Source organism: Pseudomonas sp. R3-52-08 (genome assembly GCF_003851745.1).
In the GTDB taxonomy this organism is placed as follows: domain Bacteria; phylum Pseudomonadota; class Gammaproteobacteria; order Pseudomonadales; family Pseudomonadaceae; genus Aquipseudomonas.
The window spans coordinates 3443662-3466099 of record NZ_CP027730.1 but is presented as its reverse complement, the minus strand read 5'-3'; the positions used below and the strand labels follow the sequence as shown (position 1 = coordinate 3466099).

Annotated in this window: 21 protein-coding genes; 15 read left to right on the top strand and 6 right to left on the bottom strand. The window is 62.8% G+C overall.

Annotated features, from left to right (window positions below; all coding sequences use genetic code 11):
- Positions 1 to 3: 3 nt before the first annotated feature.
- Complete coding sequence (locus C4J91_RS15745) at positions 4 to 507, bottom strand: DUF4142 domain-containing protein (RefSeq protein WP_124363187.1); 504 nt, start codon at positions 505 to 507, stop codon at positions 4 to 6.
- 210 nt (positions 508 to 717) lie between these two features.
- Between C4J91_RS15745 and C4J91_RS15740 the strand changes: the two genes are divergently transcribed.
- From C4J91_RS15740 to C4J91_RS15725, 4 genes are all read left to right on the top strand, one after another.
- Positions 718 to 927, top strand: a complete 210-nt coding sequence (locus C4J91_RS15740) for a hypothetical protein (RefSeq protein ID WP_124363186.1) — start codon at positions 718 to 720, stop codon at positions 925 to 927.
- A 2-nt stretch (positions 928 to 929) separates the two neighbouring features.
- Positions 930 to 1361, top strand: coding sequence for a DNA methylase (locus C4J91_RS15735; RefSeq protein WP_124363185.1), 432 nt, complete (start codon positions 930 to 932; stop codon positions 1359 to 1361).
- Positions 1358 to 2095: a DUF72 domain-containing protein gene (locus C4J91_RS15730; RefSeq protein WP_124363184.1), complete on the top strand. Its 738-nt coding sequence runs from the start codon at positions 1358 to 1360 to the stop codon at positions 2093 to 2095. Before C4J91_RS15735 ends, C4J91_RS15730 begins: the two co-directional genes overlap by 4 nt.
- Before the next feature lie 68 nt (positions 2096 to 2163).
- A complete protein-coding gene (locus C4J91_RS15725) occupies positions 2164 to 3321 on the top strand; it encodes an alpha-hydroxy acid oxidase (protein ID WP_124363183.1) in 1158 nt (385 codons plus the stop codon).
- A 195-nt stretch (positions 3322 to 3516) separates the two neighbouring features.
- Here C4J91_RS15725 and C4J91_RS15720 read toward each other — a convergent pair whose 3' ends face one another.
- Positions 3517 to 4443 carry an alpha/beta hydrolase gene (locus C4J91_RS15720; protein WP_124363182.1) on the bottom strand — a complete coding sequence of 309 codons (927 nt, stop codon included), beginning with the start codon at positions 4441 to 4443 and terminating at the stop codon, positions 3517 to 3519.
- A 182-nt stretch (positions 4444 to 4625) separates the two neighbouring features.
- Here C4J91_RS15720 and C4J91_RS15715 point away from each other — a divergent pair, with 182 nt between their 5' ends.
- The 7 genes from C4J91_RS15715 (at position 4626) to uvrA (ending at position 15975) form a co-directional block, all read left to right on the top strand.
- Positions 4626 to 5213: an NUDIX domain-containing protein gene (locus tag C4J91_RS15715; RefSeq protein ID WP_124363181.1), complete on the top strand. Its 588-nt coding sequence runs from the start codon at positions 4626 to 4628 to the stop codon at positions 5211 to 5213.
- A 564-nt stretch (positions 5214 to 5777) separates the two neighbouring features.
- Positions 5778 to 6395: a transcriptional repressor LexA gene (gene lexA / locus C4J91_RS15710; RefSeq protein ID WP_124363180.1), complete on the top strand. Its 618-nt coding sequence runs from the start codon at positions 5778 to 5780 to the stop codon at positions 6393 to 6395.
- On the top strand, positions 6395 to 7009 hold the full coding sequence (imuA, locus tag C4J91_RS15705) for a translesion DNA synthesis-associated protein ImuA (RefSeq protein ID WP_124363179.1): 615 nt from the start codon (positions 6395 to 6397) through the stop codon (positions 7007 to 7009). Before lexA ends, imuA begins: the two co-directional genes overlap by 1 nt.
- Positions 7010 to 7016: 7 nt before the next feature.
- Positions 7017 to 8432, top strand: a complete 1416-nt coding sequence (locus tag C4J91_RS15700) for a DNA polymerase Y family protein (protein WP_124363178.1) — start codon at positions 7017 to 7019, stop codon at positions 8430 to 8432.
- Between the two features lie 136 nt (positions 8433 to 8568).
- The gene (locus C4J91_RS15695; RefSeq protein ID WP_124363177.1) at positions 8569 to 11640 is read left to right on the top strand and encodes an error-prone DNA polymerase; all 3072 of its coding nucleotides are present in this window, start codon (positions 8569 to 8571) and stop codon (positions 11638 to 11640) included.
- 100 nt (positions 11641 to 11740) lie between these two features.
- Positions 11741 to 13453: an ATP-binding protein gene (locus C4J91_RS15690; protein WP_124363176.1), complete on the top strand. Its 1713-nt coding sequence runs from the start codon at positions 11741 to 11743 to the stop codon at positions 13451 to 13453.
- On the top strand, positions 13450 to 15975 hold the full coding sequence (gene uvrA, locus C4J91_RS15685) for an excinuclease ABC subunit UvrA (RefSeq protein WP_124363175.1): 2526 nt from the start codon (positions 13450 to 13452) through the stop codon (positions 15973 to 15975). Before C4J91_RS15690 ends, uvrA begins: the two co-directional genes overlap by 4 nt.
- A gap of 54 nt (positions 15976 to 16029) precedes the next feature.
- On the opposite strand, the gene C4J91_RS15680 is transcribed toward uvrA, so the two are convergent.
- Positions 16030 to 17112, bottom strand: a complete 1083-nt coding sequence (locus tag C4J91_RS15680) for an LLM class flavin-dependent oxidoreductase (RefSeq protein WP_124365165.1) — start codon at positions 17110 to 17112, stop codon at positions 16030 to 16032.
- Positions 17113 to 17386: 274 nt separating this feature from the next.
- Between C4J91_RS15680 and C4J91_RS15675 the strand changes: the two genes are divergently transcribed.
- The 3 genes from C4J91_RS15675 (at position 17387) to C4J91_RS15665 (ending at position 19561) form a co-directional block, all read left to right on the top strand.
- On the top strand, positions 17387 to 17731 hold the full coding sequence (locus C4J91_RS15675) for a hypothetical protein (RefSeq protein WP_124363174.1): 345 nt from the start codon (positions 17387 to 17389) through the stop codon (positions 17729 to 17731).
- 54 nt (positions 17732 to 17785) lie between these two features.
- Positions 17786 to 18694 (top strand): glutaminase B, encoded by a 909-nt coding sequence (gene glsB, locus C4J91_RS15670; RefSeq protein WP_124365164.1) that lies wholly within the window; start codon positions 17786 to 17788, stop codon positions 18692 to 18694.
- Between the two features lie 120 nt (positions 18695 to 18814).
- A complete protein-coding gene (locus tag C4J91_RS15665; protein ID WP_124363173.1) occupies positions 18815 to 19561 on the top strand; it encodes an SDR family oxidoreductase in 747 nt (248 codons plus the stop codon).
- 165 nt (positions 19562 to 19726) lie between these two features.
- On the opposite strand, the gene mapR is transcribed toward C4J91_RS15665, so the two are convergent.
- Both mapR and C4J91_RS15650 read right to left on the bottom strand, forming a co-directional pair.
- Positions 19727 to 21136, bottom strand: coding sequence for a GntR family transcriptional regulator MpaR (gene mapR, locus C4J91_RS15655; RefSeq protein WP_124363171.1), 1410 nt, complete (start codon positions 21134 to 21136; stop codon positions 19727 to 19729).
- 253 nt (positions 21137 to 21389) lie between these two features.
- Positions 21390 to 21629 (bottom strand): DUF3203 family protein, encoded by a 240-nt coding sequence (locus C4J91_RS15650; RefSeq protein ID WP_124363170.1) that lies wholly within the window; start codon positions 21627 to 21629, stop codon positions 21390 to 21392.
- 122 nt (positions 21630 to 21751) lie between these two features.
- Between C4J91_RS15650 and C4J91_RS15645 the strand changes: the two genes are divergently transcribed.
- Positions 21752 to 22243: an MgtC/SapB family protein gene (locus C4J91_RS15645; RefSeq protein WP_124363169.1), complete on the top strand. Its 492-nt coding sequence runs from the start codon at positions 21752 to 21754 to the stop codon at positions 22241 to 22243.
- On the opposite strand, the gene C4J91_RS27580 is transcribed toward C4J91_RS15645, so the two are convergent.
- Positions 22221 to 22397, bottom strand: coding sequence for a hypothetical protein (locus tag C4J91_RS27580; RefSeq protein ID WP_164484545.1), 177 nt, complete (start codon positions 22395 to 22397; stop codon positions 22221 to 22223). The two genes, C4J91_RS15645 and C4J91_RS27580, sit on opposite strands and share 23 nt — an antisense overlap.
- Positions 22398 to 22438: the final 41 nt, after the last annotated feature.

Sequence of the window (22438 nt, the reverse complement as noted above, 5' to 3'; positions counted from 1 at the left end):
GGATTAATGGGCGTGTTTGGCTTGCAGCTCCTTGGCCATTTTCAGGTGTGCTTCCAGGGTTGGCAGAGTCTTGGTAGCGAAGGCCTTCAACTCGGCGTTGTCCGAGGACTCGGCTTCCTTCTTGAACAGGTCGACGGTTTTTTGATGGGCGTCGACCTGGTTGTTGGCGTACGCCTTGTCGAACGATTCATCGCGCATTTCCAGGATGGCTTTCTTCGCCTTGTCGGTCAGAGCAGCATCATCCGGTACTTCGATGTCGAGTTTTTTCGCCAGGGCCATCAGTTCCTGATTGGCCTTGGTATGGTCAGTAATCATGTGTTGGGCAAAAGTTTTCACGTCTGCCGAGCTGCTTTTTTCCAGGGCCAGCTTGCCGGCTTCCACTTCGGTGATACCACCCTCGGCGGCATTGTCGACAAAGTCGTTGGACGTGGCGGCCATCGCGGTGGAAATCGAGCCCGCAACCAGCGCGAATGTCAGGCCCATTTGTTTCATCAGTCGAGTCGTCATGGTGTCTCTCCTTGGGAAATGGCGTGATGCCGTTACGTAATGCCGTTACATCAGTGTTGAGCCGCGCCCTGCGCAAAAGGTTTAAATTTTTTTTGCGTGAATTGACCCAGCGGCCAAGCGGGCAATTTCCTTGAACTAATCCAAATTCCCAAGGTTCTGCTGCATAGGGCCGCCGCTGTGGGTGGCCTGTCATTGCCAGGAGATAGCACTGTGACCGATCACACGCCCGCCGATAAAACCCCCGCACCCATCAGTTCCGAAGACGCGCAAAAAGGCCATGCCGACGGCGCCAAGGGGCAGACCCTGGAGCGTCCGAACCCCAAGACCGAAACCATCGACAAAGTCGTGACGCCAACCTCGATCAAGGACATCGAGCGTCAGACGGATGCGATCAACGAGAAGCTCAGCAAGGGGCAGTGAGCATGGCCCGTTCCATCAGCGCGATCGAGTTGGGCATCGCGCTCAAGCCCGGCGATGACACCGGCCTGTTCAAGTGGTTTATCGCCAGTTTCCTGATGGGCAAGCGCATTCAGGCGCCCATTGCCGCGCAAGCCTACAAGGTCATCGTTGAAGAGGAGGGCCGCGACACCCCGCGCAAATTGCAGCACTGCACATCGCGGGAGCTGGTGGCGATGTTGGGGCGCGCGCATTACGTGCGCTACGACGAAACCACGGCGCAACGCCTGTTGGACCTGAGTGCGAAGCTCAACGCCGAGTACAGCGGCAAGATCACCCGCATGCGTGAGGCCAGCGATAACCGCCAGGCGTTCGAAAAACGCCTGGGTGAGTTCGAGGGTGTCGGCCCCAAGACCATCGAGATTTTCATGCGCGATGCCGCCACGGTGTTGTTTTGACAGCACCTCTGTATGTGGGCTGCGCCGGCTGGAGCTTGCCCCGCGAGCATTGGCCGGCCTTCGCTGAGCAAGGCACGCATTTACAACGCTATGCCTCGCGTTTCAATGCGGTGGAAATCAACAGTTCGTTTTATCGACCTCACCTGGCAAAAACCTATGAGCGTTGGCGTGAGTCGGTGCCTGCGGGTTTCCGTTTTTCCGTCAAGGTGCCCAAGCGGATCACCCACGAACTGCGCTTGCAGCAGTGCGGTACCGCCTTGGACGAGTTTCTCGCGCAGTGCCTGCAACTGGACGAGAAGCTGGGTTGCCTGTTAGTGCAGCTGCCGCCGTCCCTGAGGTATGAGCCGTTGGTTGCCGACGCTTTTTTCGAGGCGCTGCGCCAACGGTTTGCCGGTACCGTGGTGCTGGAACCGCGCCATTCCAGTTGGCTCGCGGCCGGAACTTTGTTGCAGTCGCTCGAAATCGGTTGGGTCAGCGCCGACCCTGCGGTGATCGCTGCCGGTGATGCCTGGCACGGCGTGCGTTATTGGCGTTTGCACGGCTCGCCGCGGATTTATCACAGCGCCTATGGGCACGAGCGGGTGCAGGCGTATGCGCGGTTGCTGCGCCAGTCGATTGAAGAGGGCATTCCCACCTGGTGCATTTTCGACAATACCGCCAGCGGCCATGCGGTCGCCGATGCCCTCGACCTGCTCGACTTTTACCCGCACCTCGACACTCGGCAAGGCTTATAAACGCAACGGCTGGTTAGCTGGGCGAGGGCCGAGTACTCTTTGTTCTCAGTTCAGGGAGAGGTGACCCGATGTCGTTGATCACAACCATCGAAGACTTACGCAAGCTTGCGCAAAAACGTGTCCCCCGCATGTTCTACGACTACGCCGATTCCGGCTCCTGGACTGAGAGCACCTACCGGGCCAATGAAAGCGACTTTGCCCGGATCAAGTTCCGTCAGCGCGTGGCACGCAATATCGATGAGCGTTCGATTCGCGCCAGCATGATCGGCCAGGACATGGCCATGCCGGTAGCGCTGGCACCCACCGGCCTGGCGGGCATGCAGCACGCCGATGGCGAAATTCTCACCGCCCGCGCCGCTGCGGCGTTTGGCCTGCGCTATACCTTGTCGACCATGAGCATCTGTTCGCTGGAAGACATTGCCGAGCACGTCGGCCAGCCCTTCTGGTTCCAGTTGTATGTGATGCGCGACCGTGGGTTTATCGAGCGTTTGATCGAGCGGGCCAAGGCGGCTGGTGTTGATGCGTTGGTGTTGACGCTGGACCTGCAGATCCTCGGGCAGCGTCACAAGGACCTGATCAACGGCTTGTCCGCGCCGCCCAGGCTGACCCTGCCGAACATCCTCAACATGATCACCAAGCCGCGTTGGGTGATGGGCATGCTGGGCACCCAGCGACGGGGCTTCGGCAATATCGTCGGGCATGTGACGGGGGTGGCCGATATGAGTTCGCTGTCGGCGTGGACCGCCCAGCAGTTCGACCCGCGCCTGAGCTGGGACGATGTGGAGTGGATCAAGAAGTGCTGGGGCGGAAAGCTGATCATCAAGGGCATCCTCGATGTGGAGGACGCGCGCCTGGCGGCCGATACCGGCGCCGATGCGTTGGTGGTCAGCAACCACGGTGGCCGCCAGCTGGATGGCGCGCCGTCGAGCATCAGCCAGCTGCCGGCGATTGTCGAGGCGGTGGGCAGTCGGATTGAGGTGTGGCTCGACGGTGGTATCCGCTCTGGCCAGGATGTACTCAAGGCCATGGCACTGGGCGCCAAGGGCACCATGATCGGGCGCCCGCACCTGTATGGCTTGGGGGCGATGGGCGAAGCGGGCGTGACAAAAGCGCTCGAGATCATCGCCCGTGAGTTGGATGTGACGATGGCACTGTGTGGCTATAACGATATACGCGAGGTGAATCGCGAGATCTTGCTGCCTGGCACGTTTCCTGACGGCGCGTGATGCGCAAAAAAAACCTGAAAAAGTAAAAAGAGTTGTCCACGAAAACCGTGGGTATCTCTGTGGATAACTTTGCAAGGGCCCGGCAGCGTTGGCGATTTAACCTGCGGTCAATATTTGATCAACTTTCAACGGGGGCCAATATGGCCAGGGTTTGCGCTTGACAGGCCTGAGCGAACCCAGTGCCGAAAAGCGCATTTATGAGTCGCCCACGCGGCCTGTGGAGTGCGTGACCAGCGGTGAGGGCATGCTCGTTTGCATCAGCTTGTGCAGTGCCTGACCATAATCGCGCCCGGCCAGGCTCATGCTGTTGTTATGACTGGCACCCGGCACCAGTAACAGCCGCTTGGGCTCCTGGGCGGCTTCAAATAATTGCTGGCTGAAACGCGGTGGCACGTAGCGGTCATCGAGGCCATGCACCACCAATAAGGGCATATGGATATCGGCCATCTTGTCGATGGAATCGAATTTCTGCGAGAGCAACCAGCGTACCGGCAACGAGGTATTGGCAACCGCCGTGGCAACATCTCCCAGGGAAGTGAACGTGGATTCGATCACCAGCCCGCGCACCGGCAGCGGTACCTGTTTGCTCAGCTCTGCGGCGAGGTCGATGGCCACTGCGCCACCCAGGGAATGCCCGTAGAGCAGGCGTTTGCCGGGGTCGGGTTGCAAGGTCTGGAAGCGCTCCCAGGCGATGCGTGCGTCTTCATACACCGTGGTTTCCGAAGGCAGGTCGCCCTGGCTTTTGCCAAAACCGCGATAGTCGATGGCCAACACCGAAAAGCCCATGGCGTGCAATTGTTCGATGCGAAACAGCTGGCCGGTGAGGTTCCAGCGTACGCCGTGCAGGTAGAGGATGGCGGGCGCATCTTTCTGCGCGGCCGGGTACCACCAGCCATGAATATTCTGGCCGGCTTTGAAGGCGGCGGGCTTGATATCGAACTCCTGTACGGCGTTGGGCAGCCCGGTGTACCAGCCTGCGGTGCCCGGCTCGATGCGAAACACCAGTTCGCGCTCCTTGTGTTGCAGCACGGCGCAGCCCACCGGCAGGCCGACGATCAACACGGCCATGCACAGCAGCGCCAGCCAGCGCAGGCCCCGACGGGGCATAGAACGAGATGACATGAAGGTTCCATTACAAAGGGCGAAGCACGGGTTGTACCAGATGGCCCGGGTGGGGGAGAAATTAATGCGACGGCCGTGACCCAGGATTGCTTGCAAAGTGTTGCAGCGATGCAGCGGGGCGACCGGCTTGACGCTGCATGACCTGCACGCGATGCTCCGCTTCTTTGAGCAAAGGCCCGACCATGGACAACAGCCCCGTGCGCATCACCGCCGAAGAAACCCTTTCGGACAACTGGTACCTCCTGAAGAAATACAGCTTCGAGCTGCGCCGCCGTGACGGCAGCTGGCAAGCTCAGACCCGCGAGGTGTACGACCGGGGCAACGGTGCGACCATTCTGTTGTACAACCGCGAGCAGCGCACGGTGCTGCTGATCCGCCAGTTCCGCATGCCCACGTTTGTCAACGATTACGCCGGCTACCTGATCGAAGCGGCGGCCGGGTTGCTTGACAACGCCAGCCCCGAAGAGCGCATCCGCCTGGAGGCCGAGGAAGAGACCGGCTACCGCGTGGGACATGTCGAAAAAGTCTATGCGGCGTTCATGAGCCCGGGGTCGGTGACCGAGCGGATTCACTTTTTTATCGGTGAATACCAGCCGGGCGACCGGGTTGGGGCTGGCGGCGGCCTGGCGGAGGAGGGCGAGGATATCGAAGTGCTGGAGCTGGGGTTCGAGCAGGCGCTGGGGATGGTAGCCAGTGGGGAAATCGTGGATGGCAAGACCATCATGCTGCTGCAGCATTTGGAACTGCGGATGTTGAAAGAGCGGTGGTAGCTCGATCGAGCATGAAGATCAAAAGGTGGGAGAGGGCTGCTCCCGATGGAGGTGTGCCAGTTACCAATAAGTTGACTGATACGCTGTCATCCGGGCATAGGTATCTACACAACTCTGTAGCAGCAGCCTACGCTAACCACGATGCGAAGCGAGTCGCTCTTGATCTTGCTTTTGATCTAGGCGCCCCGTTAAACCACGCTGGCCGGAATTCGATATTGATTTGGGGGGTAAACCGGCAGGGATGCCGGTTTAGCCGCCCCGCGCCATGGATGGCGCGTGGCGGCGGCCCCCCAAATCAATGTCGGATTACGGGCACACCGAGCCTAGGCGAGGTGCCGAGTGGTGGGGCAAGAGCGTTTTGCTTACTTTTGCGCTTTTCAAAAGTGAGACGCCGTAAGGGCGGAACCCTAAGCCGCCGTTACCGCAGCAACGGATATGTACTCGCCTTGATCCAACATCCTGGTCGGCTGTCAGGCCGCCATCGGGGGCAAGCCCCCTCCCACATTTGACCGAGGCGTATCGCCGACTGACGGCTATTGTCAGAAATTTCCCACAAGAGTACAAATGTACTCCATGACGACCCTGACCCCCCGCCGTACCGCCATCCTGACCTTCATCCGCGACCGCATCGCGCAGCAAGGCCAGCCCCCCAGCCTCGCCGAGATCGCCGAGGCGTTCGGCTTTGCCTCGCGCAGCGTCGCCCGCAAGCATGTGGTGGCCTTGACCGAAGCCGGCTTTATCGAGGTCAACCCCAACCAGGCCCGGGGTATTCGCCTGCTCAACCAACCGCCGCGCCCGGAATGGCTGGACATCCCGGTGCTCGGCCGTGTGGCTGCAGGCCTGCCCATCGGCGCGGATGCCGAAGTGCACAATCGCCTGCAACTCGACCCCGCCACCTTCGCCAAGACCCCGGACTACCTGCTGCGCGTGCAGGGCGATTCGATGATTGAAGACGGCATTCTCGATGGTGACCTGGTGGGCGTGCGGCGCAGTGCCGAGGCCTTGAACGGGCAAATTGTGGTGGCGCGCCTGGACGGTGGAGTCACCATCAAGCGTTTCGAGCGCCATGGCGACAAGGTGCACCTGTTGCCGCGCAACCCGGCGTATCAACCCATCGTGGTCGGGGCCGATCAGGACCTGGCCATCGAAGGGGTGTTCTGCGGCCTGGTGAGGCAAGGCTGATGGGCGCCGTGGTTGCCCTGGACTCGCTGTTCAATGGCGGGCGAGTCTGGAAGGGCCGGCCCGCCGCGCCACCGGCCAGTGTGCATCCCACCGGGCTTGCGGCGCTGGATGCAGTGCTGCCCAGCGGCGGCTGGCCGGAGGCGGCCTTGAGTGAAATCCTGATGGCCAAGGACGGTGTGGGCGAACTGCAACTGGTGCTGCCGACCCTGGCGCGCTTGTCGGCGATGGGCGAACGTATTGTGCTGGTGGCACCGCCCTATACGCCGTATCCCCATGCCTGGCAGAACGCCGGGGTGGATGTGCGTCAGCTCGCGGTGATCCAGGCCCAGGAGCGCGACGCGCTGTGGGCGGTGGAGCAATGCCTGCGCTCCGGTAGTTGTGGTGCGGTGTTGTGTTGGCCGCGCAAGGCCGATGACCGTGCCTTGCGCCGTTTGCAGGTGGCCGCGGAAACCGGGCAGACCCTGGCGTTTGCCTGGCGCGCCTTGAGTGAAGCGATCAACCCATCGCCGGCCGCCTTGCGCCTGGCGGTCGAGGCAAGGCCTGCGCAAGTGCGTGTGCTCAAATGCCGTGGCGGTCTGGCCCATCCGGCGCCGATTGCCCTGGCGGGGCATTGAGGTTGCCATGCGCTGGGTCTGTATTGTCTTCCCGCAATTGGCGCTGGACGGGGTACTGCGGGCCCATCCCGAGCCCGACCAACCGCTGGCACTGCTGGCCGGTACGCCGCAGCGGCGCGTGCTGCAAACCGTCAATGCCGCCGCCCGCGCCCTGGGGTTGCGCCCCGGCCAGTCGCTGACGGCGGCGCATGCGCTGACCAAGACCTTCGCCTGTGCCGAGTACGATCCGCTGGAAATCGAGCGCTGGCAGCAGTTTCTCGCCGCCTGGGCCTACCGCTTCAGTTCCCAGGTCAGCGTGTATTACCCACGCGCCTTGCTGTTCGAGATCGAGTCGAGCCTGGGCCTGTTCGGGCCCTGGCCGCAGTTCGAGGCGCGTTTGCGCAAAGAGTTGACCGAGCTGGGCTTTCGTCACCGCATCGTTGCCGCGCCCAACCCGGCGGCGGCACGGGTGTTGGCCAACCGTTACGATGGCCTGGCGGTGGCCGACGACAGCGCCTTGATGCAGGCCCTGGCGCCGTTGCCGGTCGACCGCGCCGGGATTGAACCGCAGGCCGCCACCGCGTTGTCGCGCATGGGCCTGCGCACCTTGGCCCACGTGCAGGCGCTGCCTCGGCATACCCTGGCGCGGCGCTTTGACGCCAGCCTGCTCAAGCACCTCGACGCCCTGAGCGGGCAGCGGCCGTTGGCCCTGGGGTTCTATCAGCCGCCGGACCAGTTCGATGTACGCATCGAGTTGAATTTCGATGTGCAATCCCACCAGGCACTGCTGTTTCCCTTGCGCCGTCTGACCGCCGACCTGGCCGCCTTCCTGTGCGGGCGAGACAGCGGCGTGCAGCGTTTCGACCTGCACTTGGAACATGCCCAGGCAGCGGACAGTGTGATCAAGGTTGGCCTGCTGAGCGTCGAGCGCGAGCCTTCGATGCTGTTCGAACTGGCCCGGGGGCGATTGGAGCAGGTGCAAGTCACTGCACCGGTGCGCGGGTTTCGCCTGGTGGCCCAGGACTTGCCGGTATTCGTGCCGCAGCGCCAGGACCTGTTCGACGACCGCCCGCAACAGTCCCTGCCCTGGGAGCAATTGCGCGAACGCCTGCGCGCGCGCCTGGGCGATGAGGCGGTGCAGGGCCTGCGTTTTCACGCCGACCATCGCCCTGAATGCGCCTGGCAAGCCGCCGTCGACAACCACCCATGCCCGAGCTTGAACAAGGTCCGGCGCCCTGGCTGGTTGTTGAACCAACCGACCTTGCTGGCCGAGCAGGGCGTACAGATCCTGATGGGCCCGGAGCGCATCGAGTCCGGCTGGTGGGATGGCGCCGATATCCGCCGCGACTATTACCTCATCCAGACCCGCGCCGGCCAGCAAGGCTGGGCCTACCGCACGGTGGGGCAACAGGATGGCCTGTGGCTGCAAGGCTGGTTTGCATGAAAACCTATAAGTCGCCACCCCCTGTAGGAGCGAGCTTGCTCGCGAAGGTGGTTAACGATAACGCGGGGCACCAGAATGAATGCGGCGCCCTTGGGCTTTTCGCGAGCAAGCTCGCTCCTACAGGGGCGGGGCAGGCATGAAGTACGCCGAGCTGCATTGCCTGTCCAACTTCAGCTTCCAGCGCGGTGCATCCAGTGCGCTGGAACTCTTCGAGCGGGCTAAACGCCAAGGCTACAGCGCCCTGGCGATCACCGACGAATGCACCCTGTCGGGTATCGTGCGTGCCTGGCAGGCGGCGAAAGCGCTGGAATTGCCGCTGATTATCGGCAGCGAAGTGCGCATCGAGAACGGGCCGAAACTGGTGCTGCTGGTGGAAAACCTGAGCGGTTACCAGCACCTGTGCCGGTTGATCACCCTGGCCCGCCGCCGCGCCGAAAAGGGCAGCTATCGCCTGCTGCAGGAAGACTTCGAACAACCGCTGCCCGGCCTGCTGGCGCTGTGGGTGGCGCAGGACAGCGACACCCAGGCCAGCATCCAGTGGCTGCGACGTACCTTCGCCGCGCGCCTGTGGCTGGCGGTGCACTTGCACTGCGGGCAGGACGATGCACGGCATCTGGAGCAACGCCTGCAGCTGGCGGCCAGCCTGAAAATCCCGGCTGTCGCCTGCGGTGATGTGCACATGCATGCGCGCGGGCGCCGTGCCCTGCAAGACACCATGACCGCCATCCGCCATCACGTACCGGTGGCCGAAGCCGGCCTGCATTTGCATCCCAATGGCGAGCGGCATCTGCGCAGCCTCGACGCCCTGGCCGCGCTGTACCCGCAAGCCTTGCTCGATGAAACCCTCGCCATCGCACGGCGCTGCACCTTCGACCTCGGCCAGTTGCGTTACCACTACCCACGCGAGCTGGTGCCCGTCGGCCATGACGCCGAATCCTGGCTGCGCACTCTTACTAAAGAAGGCATCGCCCAGCGCTGGCCCGACGGCATCGACGCCAAGACCCTGAAGCAGATCAACACCGAGCTGGAGCTGATCAGCGAGTTGGGCTACGAAAGCTATTTCCTCACGGTGCACGACATTGTGCGCTTTGCCCGCAGCCGCTCGATCCTGTGCCAGGGCCGTGGCTCGGCGGCCAACTCGGCGGTGTGTTTTGCCCTGGGCATCACCGAGATCAACCCGAGCCTGAGCAACGTGCTGTTCGAACGTTTCCTGTCCAGGGAGCGCAATGAACCGCCGGATATCGATGTGGATTTTGAACACGAGCGCCGCGAAGAGGTGCTGCAATACGTGTTCCAGCGCTATGGCCGCACGCGTGCGGCGTTGACGGCGGTGGTCAGCAGTTATCACGCGACTGGCGCGGTGCGGGATGTGGCCAAGGCCCTCGGCCTGCCGGCAGACCAGGTCAACGCGTTGGCCGAATGCTGCGGACGTTGGAGTGACGACGCGCCGCCGTTGGAGCGCCTGCGCGAAAGCGGCTTCGACCCGGACAGCCCACTGCTGCGCCGCGTATTGACCTTGACCCAACAATTGATCGGCTTTCCTCGGCATTTGTCCCAGCACCCCGGGGGCTTCGTGATTTCCGAACACCCGCTGGACACCCTGGTGCCGGTGGAGAACGCCGCCATGGCCGAGCGCACCATCATTCAGTGGGACAAGGACGACCTCGACGCCGTCGGCCTGCTCAAGGTCGATATCCTCGCCCTGGGCATGCTCAGCGCGATTCGCCGCTGTTTCGATCTGCTGCGCCGCCATCGCAACCTGGACTTGAGCCTGGCAGGCATGCCCAAGGAGGATGCGGCCACCTACGCGATGATCAGCAAGGCTGACACCATCGGCGTGTTCCAGATCGAGTCGCGGGCGCAGATGTCGATGCTGCCCAGGCTCAAGCCGCAAACCTTCTATGACCTGGTGATCGAAGTCGCCATCGTGCGGCCGGGGCCGATCCAGGGCGGCATGGTGCATCCGTATTTGCGTCGCAGAAACAAGGAGGAGCCCACCACTTATCCGTCACCGGCATTGAAAGAAGTGCTGGAACGCACCCTGGGCATCCCCTTGTTCCAGGAGCAGGTGATGCAGATCGCCATGGTCGCCGCCGACTACAGCCCTGGCGAGGCCGACCAGTTGCGCCGCTCCATGGCCGCCTGGAAACGTCACGGCGGCCTGGAACCGCATCAAAAGCGCCTACGCGAAGGCATGCTGAAAAACGGCTACACCGAAGCCTTTGCCGCGCAGATTTTCGAGCAGATCAAAGGTTTTGGCAGCTATGGTTTCCCCGAGTCCCACGCGGCCAGTTTTGCCTTGCTGACCTATGCCAGTAGCTGGCTCAAATGCCATGAGCCGGCGGCCTTTGCCTGCGCGCTGATCAACAGCTGGCCGATGGGCTTCTACAGCCCGGACCAGATCCTGCAGGACGCGCGCCGGCATCGCCTGCAGATCCGCCCGGTGGACGTGCAGGCCAGTGACTGGGATTGCAGCCTGGAACCCATCGACGGCCAGCAGCCGGCGATCCGCATGGGCCTGCGCATGATCTGCGGGTTTCGCGAAGAAGATGGCCGGCGCATCGAGGCCGTGCGCCAGCACCGCGCCTTCAGTGACATCGCCGACCTCGACGCCCGCGCCGGCCTGGATTCGCGCGCCCAAGCGCTGCTGGCGGATGCCGGCGCCTTGCGCGCGTTAGCCGGTAACCGCCACCAGGCGCGCTGGGAAGTGGCCGGCGTGCACACGCAACTGGGCCTGTTTGCCGGCCTGCCGAGCCCCGATGAAGCGCCGGTGGCGTTGCCCCAGCCCACGGTCGGCGAGGACTTGCACGCCGATTACGCCACGCTCGGCACCACGCTTGGCCCGCATCCCCTGACATTGCTGCGCGCGGAACTGCGCAGGCGCCGCTGTCGCAGTTCCCAGGAGCTTTTGACCGTGGAGCATGGGCGCAATGTGAGCGTCGCCGGGCTGGTCACCGGGCGCCAACGCCCGGGCACCGCCAGCGGCGTGACCTTTGTCACCCTGGAAGATGAGTTCGGCAACCTCAATGTGGTGGTCTGGCGCGACCTGGCCGAACGTCAGCGCCAGGCCCTGGTCGGGTCGCGCCTGCTCAAGGTGGACGGGCGCTGGGAGGCGGTGGGCGAGGTGCGGCATTTGATCGCTGGACGCCTGACCGACCTGACGCCGCTGCTGGACGGCATTGTGGTGCGCAGCCGGGATTTTCACTGAGGCCAGTGGTTTCTTCAGCTTAAGTTAGCCAAGATGAAACCATCTATCGCCGCTGCGCTCCAAAACTTGCGACTGTCCTCTCACTGCCCAGAGCCCGAACATGCAATTCTTATCCAACCCCCACGGCTGTGAAGGCTGGTCCGGTGAAATGGCCCAGCGGATTCGCGGGTTTGACTGGTCAACCACCGACCTCGGCCCGATTGATCGCTGGTCCACCAGCCTGGCCTGCACCGTGCAGATGATGCTCGCCTCGCCTGTACCCATGGTGATGTTGTGGGGGCGGGCGGGTTATATGATCTACAACGACAGCTACTCGATGTTCGCCGGCGGACGCCATCCGTACTTGCTGGGCACGCCGGTGGAACTGGGGTGGCCGGAAGTGGCCGAGTTCAATCGGCATGTAGTGGATACATGCCTGGCGGGTGGCACCTTGTCGTTCAACAACAAGGAACTGGTGTTGTCGCGCAACGGCAAGCCGGAAACCTTGTGGATGGACCTCTATTACAGCCCAGTGGCCGGGGACAACCAGCAACCGGCCGGGGTGCTGGCGATCGTGGTAGAGACCACTGAACTGGTGCGGTCCGAGCGCGTGCGCCAGGAGCTGACCCACAATCTGGAGCAGCGCGTAGCCGCCGAAGTGCAGGCGCGTTCCGCCGCCGAAGAGCAGTTGCGCCAGTCGCAGAAGCTCGAAGCGATTGGCGGCCTGACCGGCGGCGTGGCCCACGACTTCAACAACCTGCTGCAAGTGATCGCCGGCAACCTGCACCTGCTGGCCCGTCATGAGCCGGACAATGCACAGGTGCAGCGGCGTGTTTCTGCCGCGATTGCCGCGGTGGAACGCGGCGCCACCCTGTCCTCGCAACTGCTGGCGTTTGCCCGGCGCCAGCCCTTGTCGCCGGCGGTGTACAACCCGCAACGTATCTACGCCGGTCTCGGTGAACTGCTGCAACGCGCGCTGGGCGAAACCATTCATATCGACGTGCAATTGCCGCAGGATTCCTGGTGCATCAACGTCGACCGCAACCAGCTGGAAAACGCGCTGCTCAACCTGGCGATCAATGCCCGCGATGCCATGCACGGCGAGGGCGTGATTCGTATCACCGGCGAAAACATCATTCTCAATCCGGCCGAATGTGCGGGCAAAAGCATCAAGCCCGGCGAGTATGTGCGCCTGGCTGTCACCGACACGGGCACTGGAATGCCGGCGACCGTGCTCAAGCGTGCGTTCGAGCCGTTTTTCACCACCAAGCGCGAAGGGCAGGGCACAGGCCTGGGGCTGAGCATGGTGTTTGGCTTTGTCCGGCAAAGCGGCGGGCATGTGGACATCTGGAGCGAGGAAAACAAAGGTTCTGTGGTGCAGATGTATTTCCCGCGCAGCCTGGAACCGGAGCATCTGGAGCCGGACATTGGCCAGGAGAGCCCTTGCACCGGCCAGGAAACCATCCTGGTGGTGGAAGACAATGAAGGCGTGCGCCTGGCCGTGGTGGAGCTGCTGCAACAATCGGGCTACACGGTGCTGACGGCCGAAGACGGCGACCAGGCCATGGCCAAGCTGCAGGCCGGCCTGCAGCCGGAATTGATTTTTACCGATGTGGTGATGCCCGGCCGCATCAAGAGCATCGACCTGGCCAACTGGGCGCGTGAGCAGGTGCCGCCGATCCCGGTGCTGTTCACCTCCGGCCACACCCGCGACATTCTTTCCTCCAATCATCTGCTGAGCGCTGATATTCACCTACTGAGCAAGCCCTACAGCCCCGATGCCCTCACGCAACGGGTGCGCAGCGTTCTCACCGCCAGACAAGGTTGTCCATGACTTCACAACGCAACACCCCCGCACCGACCGCCCCGCACACCGGCTTCGTGCGGGTGCGCGGCGCTCGCGAACACAACTTGCGTAACGTCGATGTGGATATTCCCCGGGATGCCCTGGTGGTGTTCACTGGCGTGTCCGGTTCCGGCAAATCTTCCCTGGCGTTTTCCACGGTCTACGCCGAGGCCCAGCGTCGTTATTTCGAGTCGGTGGCGCCCTATGCGCGGCGCTTGATCGACCAGGTCGGCGTGCCGGATGTCGACAGCATCGAAGGCTTGCCACCCGCCGTGGCCCTGCAACAGCAGCGTGGCTCGCCGAGTGCACGCTCATCGGTGGGCAGTGTGACCACTCTGTCGAGCCTGATCCGCATGCTGTATTCCCGTGCCGGCAGCTACCCGCCGGGGCAGGCGATGCTGTATGCCGAGGACTTTTCGCCGAACCTGCCCCAGGGCGCGTGCCCGCAATGCCATGGCCTTGGCCGCGTGTATGAAGTGACCGAAGCGCTGATGGTGCCCGACCCGTCGCTGACCATTCGCCAGCGCGCGGTGGCAGCCTGGCCGCTGGCCTGGCAAGGGCAGAACCTGCGCGACATCCTGGTAACCCTGGGCTACGACGTGGATATCCCGTGGCGCGACCTGCCGAAAAAACAGCGCGACTGGATCCTGTTCACCGAAGAAACTCCCACCGTACCGGTGTACGCCGGCTTCACCCCGGCGCAGACCCGCGATGCCTTGAAACGCAAGCTGGAGCCCAGTTACCAGGGCACCTTCAGCGGCGCGCGGCGCTACATCCTGCACACCTTCGCCCACACCCAAAGTGCGCTGATGAAAAAGCGCGTGTCGCAGTTCATGCAAGGCAGTGCCTGCCCGTTGTGCGAGGGCAAGCGCCTGACCAAGGCGGCGCTGTCGGTGAAGTTTGCCGGGGTGGATATCGGTGAGTTGTCGCAACTGTCCCTGACCCGCCTGGCCGAATTGCTGCGGCCGGTGGCGGCAGGGCAGGACAAGATGAAGTTGTCAGTGGAAAAACGCCTGGCCGCCCAACGGATCGCCGAGGACCTGCTCGAACGCGTCAGTACGCTGATCGAGCTGGGGCTGGGCTATCTGGCCCTGGAGCGCAGCACGCCGACGCTGTCGTCCGGAGAATTGCAGCGCCTGCGCCTGGCCACACAACTGGGCTCGCAGTTGTTCGGCGTGATCTACGTGCTCGACGAGCCGTCCGCAGGCCTGCATCCGGCCGATGGCGAGGCCTTGTTCAGTGCACTGGCGCGGTTGAAAGCGGCCGGCAATTCGCTGTTTGTGGTGGAGCATGACCTGGAAACCATGCGCCGCGCCGACTGGCTGATCGACGTCGGCCCGGCCGCTGGCGAACACGGCGGGCAAGTGCTGTACAGCGGCCCGCCGGCGGGGTTGGCGCAGATTGCCGCGTCGCAGACCCGCGAATACCTGTTTGCCCAGCCGCGCCCGGCGAACCCGGCTCGGCGTCAACCCAGCGGCTGGCTGAAGCTGCAAGGCGTGACGCGCAATAACCTGAAGAATCTTGCGGTGGATTTCCCGCTGGGCTGCTTCACGGCAGTGACCGGGATTTCCGGTTCGGGCAAGTCCAGCCTGGTCAGCCAGGCGCTGTTGGAACTGGTCAGCAGCGGCCTCGGGCGCGTGTTGGAAAACGTCGAAGAGCCCAGCCTGGAAGACGCTGCGCCTTCCGCCAGCGAAGGCCGCATCAGCGCCGGGCTGGACCAGATCCGCCGTCTGGTGCAGGTGGACCAGAAACCCATCGGCCGTACGCCGCGTTCCAACCTGGCGACCTATACCGGGCTGTTCGACAACGTGCGCAAACTGTTCGCCGCCACGCCAGCCGCGAAAAAGCGCGGTTACGACGCGGGGCAGTTCTCCTTCAACGTGGCCAAGGGCCGTTGCCCGAACTGCGAAGGCGAGGGCTTTGTCAGCGTCGAATTGCTGTTCATGCCCAGCGTGTATGCGCCATGCCCGACCTGCCACGGTGCGCGCTATAACCCCGAGACCCTGGCGATCACATGGCAAGGGTTGAACATCGCCCAAGTGCTGGGCTTGACGGTGGAGCAGGCCGTCGACGTATTTGCCGAACAACCGGGCGTGCTGCGCGCTCTGCAGGTGCTGCGCGATATCGGCCTGGGCTATCTGCGCCTGGGCCAACCGGCCACTGAGTTGTCGGGCGGTGAGGCGCAGCGCATCAAGCTGGCGACCGAGCTGCAACGCAATGCGCGGGGCGCCACGTTGTACGTACTGGACGAACCCACCACTGGCCTGCATCCCAAGGATGTCGACCGCTTGCTCAGCCAGCTCAACCAATTGGTCGAGGCGGGGCATACGGTGGTGGTGGTCGAGCATGAGATGCGCGTGGTGGCGCAGAGTGACTGGGTGATCGACATCGGCCCGGGTGCCGGGGACGCGGGCGGCAAGGTGGTTGCCAGTGGTACGCCGCAAAAAGTTGCCAGCAGCAAAACCAGCCGCACGGCGCCGTTCCTGGCGCGGGAATTGAGATTGAGTTAGTCGCCAGGTTAGTCGCCAGAAATGTGGGAGGCACGAACGGCCTCCCAACTGTTCTCAAGCGACTTGCCTGGCCCGCTCGCGTTCAGCGACCAACTGGCGGGTCAGCGGTATCAGCGCCTTGCCGTAGTCGATCGCATCATTGAGCGGATCGAACCCACGAATCAGGAATGTGGTGATACCCAGATCGTAGTAGTCGAGCAGTGCCTGCGCGACTTGCTCGGCCGTGCCCACCAGCGCCGTGGAATTGCCCTGCGCGCCGAGCAAGGCGGCAATCCCGGTCCACAGGCGTTTATCCAGGCGCGAGCCTTGCGCCGCCGCCGCCAGCAACCGGCGCGAGCCCTCATTGGGCGGCTCGCGCCGCACAAAGCCGCTCTGTTCGGCCAGCGCCGTGGCCTGCTGCAAAATAGTGTCTGCCCGCTGCCACGCCAGTTCCTCGGTCTCGGCCAGGATCGGGCGCAATGACAAGCTGAAACGAATCGTACGCCCATGCCGGGCCGCTTCGGCACGCACCTGGGTCACGACCTCGCGCACTTGCTCATAGGTTTCGCCCCACAGCGCATACACGTCCGCATGCTTGCCCGCCACCGCAATCGCCGCCGCCGACGAACCGCCGAAGTACAACGGGATATGCGGCTGCTGCGGCGACTTCACCGTGGAGTGCGCGCCTTCGACCTGATAGTAGGTGCCGGCGAAGTCGAAGGGCTTGTCGCTCGTCCATTCCTGGCGCACCACGCTCAAATATTCGTCGGTGCGCGCGTAGCGCTCGTCCTTGCCGATATGGCTGCCATCGGCGCGCAGTTCGCGGTCGTCGCCGCCGGTGATGATATGCACGGCGGTACGCCCGCCGTTGAATACATCCAGCGTGGCGAACTGGCGCGCGGCCAAGGTGGGCTGGGCAAAGCCTGGGCGGTGGGCGATCAGGAATTTCAAGCGCTGAGTTACGCTGGCGGCATGGGCGGCGATCAGCGTGCTGTCCGGGCTGGTGGAGTGGAAGGCCACCAGGGCGCGGTCGAAGCCGGCCTCTTCATGGGCGCGCGCCACACGCTCAACGTAGTCTGGCTGCAGCGTCGGGCCGCTGCGCGGGTGGATTTCAGAGGCATGGTGGCCGCCGATGTAGCCGATGAATTCGATGCTCATGGTCAGGTCCTTGTTGAAGTCGATAAACAAGCCTCCACCGGGCAGGGGGTCGGTCCGTAGCGTGAAAGTAGGGCGCACGGGCGCGTCTGTAAAAGGCCGATTGGTTCTAACCTAATTATTAAATTATGGAATTATAGTTTTTTCTATTATCAGTAGATTGCATTTAGCCGGCACCGTTGTGCGGTTTTGCCGTGCCTCGCCACCCTGCTGGCGCTCGACAGCCTACCCATTTGAACTACCTTGAGTGACGAGCCTTTCCACTCGGTACACAAGCATGCGCACCTTATGGACGCGGTATCTGGCGTTGCTGGAAAACGACCTGAGCACACAGGTGTTCGACAACGTGAAAAACCTGCTGGTGTGTGCGCTGTTGTTTGCGGCGGGCACCAATACACTGGTCGGCCAACGTGAGTTATTTATCGGGGTATTTGCCTCCAACGTCGCCGGCTGGGGGCTGATTATCCTGTCGACGCTGTTGATGCTCTTGAACGTCAGCGACGGCATTCGTCGCCTGGCCAAGTTGCGCTATCACCTGGCGCTGCAAGTGTTGTTGATCCTGATTTATCTGGTGGTTGCCGAGCGGGTCGTAGAGATTGTGTGGGGCTATCGCGCCCATTGAAGTATCCTCCGCGCCTCGCTCACTACTGATCCAGAGAAGATGACAGGACAAGATATGCAGGCGCTGCTGGAGTCGATCCTCGACGAAGTGCGCCCCCTGATCGGCCTCGGCAAAGTCGCCGATTACATCCCCGCGCTGGCCGACGTGCCCGCCAACCAGCTGGGCATCGCGGTCTACGGCAACGACGGCGCGGCCTATTGCGCCGGGGATGCCGATACGCTGTTCTCGGTGCAGAGCATTTCCAAGGTGTTCAGCCTGGTGCAGGCCATCGACCACGGCGGCGAAACCATCTGGGAGCGCCTGGGCCACGAACCGTCGGGGCAACCGTTCAACTCCATGGTGCAACTTGAATTCGAACGCGGCCGCCCGCGCAATCCGTTTATCAACGCCGGCGCGTTGGTGATCTGCGACATCAACCAATCACGCTTCGCCGTGCCGATTCTGTCGATGCGCGATTTCGTACGACGCCTGTCGGGTAACCCGCAGATTCTGGTCAACAGCGTCGTCGCCGATTCAGAAGCGCAGCACGGTGCGCGCAACGCGGCCATGGCTTACCTGATGAAGGCTTTCGGTAACTTCCACAACGATGTGGACGCGGTGCTGCACAGCTACTTCAATTACTGCGCGTTGCAAATGAGCTGCCTGGACCTGGCCAGGGCGTTCAGCTTCCTGGCCAACGAGGGCGTGAGCGCCCACAGCGGCGAGCAGATTCTGACGGCGCGCCAGACCAAGCAGGTGAACTCGATCATGGCCACCAGCGGGCTGTATGACGAGGCGGGCAATTTTGCTTATCGGGTCGGGCTACCGGGCAAGAGCGGGGTAGGCGGCGGGATTGTCGCGGTGGTGCCGGGGCAGTTTACAGTGTGTGTCTGGTCGCCGGAATTGAACGCGGCGGGGAATTCACTGGCAGGGATGAAGGCGTTGGAGTTGTTGAGTGAGCGGATTGGGTGGTCGGTGTTTTAAGATCGTCGCCACGCTTCTAGTGGGAACGATCTCAACACGCGCACGCGCCTGACAAAAGCCCTGCGTGACGGGTATTCTTCAACTCAACCCCAAACATCAGGTTGAGTCAGGAGACTGCACATGGACAGAGTCGTCATCATTACCGGAGGCAGTCGCGGGATTGGCGCCGAAACAGCCTTGCTGGCCGCTCGCCAGGGCTATCGCATCTGCATCAACTACCAGTCCGACGAAAACGCCGCCCAGCGTGTACTGGAACAGGTGCGCGGCCTTGGTGCACAGGCAATTGCGGTACGCGCGGACGTCAGTAACGAAGATGAAGTGATCGCCCTGTTCAACCGTGTCGATACCGAGCTGGGCCGCGTCACGGCGCTGGTGAATAATGCGGGCACTGTCGGCCATAAATCGCGGGTCGATGAAATGTCCGAATTCCGCATCCTGAAAATCCTCAAGACCAACGTACTGGGCCCGATCCTCTGCGCCAAACATGCGCTGCTGCGTATGTCGCCCAGGCATGGCGGGCAGGGCGGCAGTATCGTCAACGTCTCGTCGGTGGCGGCGCGCCTGGGCTCGCCAGGGGAATACGTTGACTATGCTGCGTCCAAGGGCGCGCTCGACACCTTCACCCTCGGCCTGTCCAAGGAAGTCGCGGGCGAGGGCATTCGTGTCAACGCGGTGCGCCCCGGCTATATCTTCACCGACTTCCACGCCCTCAGTGGCGACCCGGACCGGGTCAGCAAGCTGGAGTCCGGCATTCCGATGGCCCGTGGCGGGCGCCCGGATGAAGTGGCAGAGGCGATTATCTGGTTGCTGTCGGACAAGGCCTCGTATGCTACCGGTACGTTTATCGACTTGGGCGGCGGTCGCTGATCGCGCGTTTCCCCAACCGATGCATGCCGACTGTAGGAGCGAGCTTGCTCGCGAAGAACTCAGGGCCCCCGCGGTTATTCAGAATGAATGCGTTGCCTAGACGTTCTTCGCGAGCAAGCTCGCTCCTACAAAGAGCCTTGACAGGCCGGAGCGCCATTGTGCAACTCAAAACGAGCGTACGATCCGGCCCAGGGTCTCCATCGCCTGCTCCGACGCTTCGGTCCACGGGCTGCCGTAGTTCAATCGGATGCAGTTGCGAAAGCGCCGGGTTGCCGAAAAGATCGGCCCCGGTGCGATGCTGATGCCTTGCGCCAGGGCCATCTGAAACAACTTCAATGAATCGGTGTGCTCGGGCAATTCCAGCCATAGGAAATACCCGCCGGCCGGTTGGCTGACTCGGGTCTGTGCCGGGAAGTAACGGCCGATCGCCGCGAGCATCGCGCTTTGCTGTTCTTCCAGGGCATAGCGCAGTTTGCGCAGGTGCCGGTCGTAGCCGCCGTGTTGCAGGTAGTCGGCAATCGCGGCCTGGGCCGGCATCGACGGGCACAGCGATGTCATCAGTTTCAAGCGCTCGACCTTCTGCGCGAAGCGACCAGCCGCCACCCAGCCAACGCGATAACCCGGCGCCAGGCTCTTGGCAAAGGAGCCGCAGTGCATCACCAGCCCCTCGGTGTCGAAGGCCTTGGCCGGTTTTGGCGCGTGCTGCCCGTAATACAGCTCGGCATATACATCATCCTCGATCAGTGGCACTTGGTGGCTGCGCAGTAGCTCGACCAACGCCCGCTTTTTTTCTTCCGGCACCGTGGCGCCCATTGGGTTCTGGAAGCTGGTCATGCTCCAGCAGGCTTTGATCGGGTAACGCGCAAGGCTCTGCGCCAGGGCGTCAAGGTCGATGCCGTCGCGCGGGTGCACCGGAATTTCCACGGCCTTGAGCTTCAGGCGCTCGAGCACTTGCAGGCAGGCATAAAACGCCGGAGCTTCAATCGCCACCAGGTCGCCCGGCTCGGTGACGGCCTGCAGGCACAGGTTCAGCGCTTCCAGGGCGCCGTTGGTGATCAGCAGTTCTTCCATGGGCAGCATCAGCCCGCCGACCATGTAGCGCAGCGCAATCTGACGGCGCAGTTGCGGGTTGCCTGGGGACATGTCGGTGACCACCAGGCGCGGGTCCATTGCGCGGCTGGCGCTGGCCAGGGAGCGGGCCAGGCGCGGCAACGGGAACAGCATCGGGCTGGGGAAGGCCGAGCCGAAGGGCACGGTGTTCGGGTCTTTGATCGAATCCAGCACCGAAAACACCAGCTCACTCACATCGACTTCGGTGCTCTCGTGCACCTGCGCGCTCACCACCGGCTCGGAAAACGGGCTGGGCGCATGGGTATTGACGAAGTAACCGGAGCGCGGTCGGGCGCGGATCAGGCCACGGCGCTCCAGCAGGTAGTAGGCCTGGAACACCGTGGACGGGCTGACGCCGTAAGTCTGGCTGGCGTAACGCACCGAAGGCACGCGCTGGCCGGGGCCGAGCACGCCGGAGCGGATCAGTTCTGCGATGTCTTCGGCGAATTTTTCGTAGCGTTTCATGGGGGCCTTGGGTGCTGATTTCCCCCGGGGACTATACCCGCACCTCTGTTTGCATAACAGAATCACGTAGTGCGACAAAAAGCGGATCAGATGGGCGACTCGCCCAGCGCTAACTGAAGAACCCGACTCAAATGTGGGAGGGGGCTTGCTCCCGATTGCGCTGGGTCAGTTGATACATCAGGTAACTGACCCTCCGCTATCGGGAGCAAGCCCCCTCCCACAGGTACTGCACAGCTCAGTTAAATCACCTTAGTCAAATCACCGAGCCAGGTGCATCAGCCTTCACATGCTGACGCCCATCATGGGCCCCCGCAACGGTCAGGGCGTCAGCCTCGGCTTCGGTGATGTAGATCCGCTCGGCCGCCAATTCTACGTACGACATGGATTTTTCGGTGTCGGTCGCGATATTGACTCGGGTCGCAGGCACGCTGTGTTCCTGAGCATTGTCACCGAGCGTGAGGTAGCACAGCTGATCTTCGATACGTAGGGACATGCCGGTCTCCTTTGTTCATGGGCGATGAAGGTTAGGGTGTTGCGGTGTATGCAGGTTCCGCGCAACTGACTGGCGGTCGCCGCTGTCCATGCTTTACCTATAAAAAACACAGGAGGGCATTCATGGACGCTTGGTTGCATGAAGCGTGGCAAACACTGCAGGCTGAATTTGCCGATATCGGCGACGCCCGGCAGCTCACCCAGATGACCGTGCGCCTGCTGATGGCCGCGCTACTGGGTGCCATTCTCGGGTTTGAACGGGAGAGCAAGGGCAAGGCCGCCGGGGTGCGCACCCATATGCTGGTGGCGTTGGGCGCGGCGCTGTTTGTGATGGTGCCGCAGATGTCCGGCAATCAGGCCGATGCCATGAGCCGGGTGGTGCAGGGGGTGATTGCCGGCATTGGCTTCCTGGGAGCCGGCACCATCATCAAGGGCAAGGATGACGATGCCGGCCACGTCAAGGGTCTGACCACCGCCGCCGGTTTGTGGATGACCGCTGCGATTGGGGTCTCGGCCGGTCTGGGCCGGGAATCGACAGCGGTACTCAGTACCTTGCTGGCCCTGGCGGTGTTCAGCGTGATGCCGAAAATCGTCAAGCGTTTCGAGAAGGACTGACGATCACAGGCGGCATCGTGGTCGGCGGTTCCTGCACCGGTGGCGGCTCGTTCTCCGGCGGTTCTTTTTCAGGAATCGGTGCAGGCTCCGTGGGGGGCAGCGTCGGGTTGTCGATGTTCGGGTCCGGGGTTTCAGCCGGGATGGGGATATTCATCGGTGTGGCCTCCTTTGTGCTTTGCTCTATGGGTGGACAGC

Bases quoted from the DNA above. Each gene is read 5' to 3' on its own strand.
- C4J91_RS15665 (WP_124363173.1), top strand. From the start codon at position 18,815: ATGGACAGAGTCGTCATCATTACCGGAGGCAGTCGCGGGATTGGCGCC.
- C4J91_RS27580 (WP_164484545.1), bottom strand. From the start codon at position 22,397: ATGAATATCCCCATCCCGGCTGAAACCCCGGACCCGAACATCGACAAC.
- C4J91_RS15680 (WP_124365165.1), bottom strand. From the start codon at position 17,112: ATGAGCATCGAATTCATCGGCTACATCGGCGGCCACCATGCCTCTGAA.
- C4J91_RS15725 (WP_124363183.1), top strand. From the start codon at position 2,164: ATGTCGTTGATCACAACCATCGAAGACTTACGCAAGCTTGCGCAAAAA.
- C4J91_RS15695 (WP_124363177.1), top strand. From the start codon at position 8,569: ATGAAGTACGCCGAGCTGCATTGCCTGTCCAACTTCAGCTTCCAGCGC.
- C4J91_RS15735 (WP_124363185.1), top strand. From the start codon at position 930: ATGGCCCGTTCCATCAGCGCGATCGAGTTGGGCATCGCGCTCAAGCCC.
- C4J91_RS15650 (WP_124363170.1), bottom strand. From the start codon at position 21,629: ATGTCCCTACGTATCGAAGATCAGCTGTGCTACCTCACGCTCGGTGAC.
- uvrA (WP_124363175.1), top strand. From the start codon at position 13,450: ATGACTTCACAACGCAACACCCCCGCACCGACCGCCCCGCACACCGGC.
- C4J91_RS15675 (WP_124363174.1), top strand. From the start codon at position 17,387: ATGCGCACCTTATGGACGCGGTATCTGGCGTTGCTGGAAAACGACCTG.
- C4J91_RS15645 (WP_124363169.1), top strand. From the start codon at position 21,752: ATGGACGCTTGGTTGCATGAAGCGTGGCAAACACTGCAGGCTGAATTT.
- C4J91_RS15690 (WP_124363176.1), top strand. From the start codon at position 11,741: ATGCAATTCTTATCCAACCCCCACGGCTGTGAAGGCTGGTCCGGTGAA.
- mapR (WP_124363171.1), bottom strand. From the start codon at position 21,136: ATGAAACGCTACGAAAAATTCGCCGAAGACATCGCAGAACTGATCCGC.
- C4J91_RS15715 (WP_124363181.1), top strand. From the start codon at position 4,626: ATGGACAACAGCCCCGTGCGCATCACCGCCGAAGAAACCCTTTCGGAC.
- C4J91_RS15745 (WP_124363187.1), bottom strand. From the start codon at position 507: ATGACGACTCGACTGATGAAACAAATGGGCCTGACATTCGCGCTGGTT.
- C4J91_RS15720 (WP_124363182.1), bottom strand. From the start codon at position 4,443: ATGTCATCTCGTTCTATGCCCCGTCGGGGCCTGCGCTGGCTGGCGCTG.
- imuA (WP_124363179.1), top strand. From the start codon at position 6,395: ATGGGCGCCGTGGTTGCCCTGGACTCGCTGTTCAATGGCGGGCGAGTC.
- C4J91_RS15700 (WP_124363178.1), top strand. From the start codon at position 7,017: ATGCGCTGGGTCTGTATTGTCTTCCCGCAATTGGCGCTGGACGGGGTA.
- lexA (WP_124363180.1), top strand. From the start codon at position 5,778: ATGTACTCCATGACGACCCTGACCCCCCGCCGTACCGCCATCCTGACC.
- glsB (WP_124365164.1), top strand. From the start codon at position 17,786: ATGCAGGCGCTGCTGGAGTCGATCCTCGACGAAGTGCGCCCCCTGATC.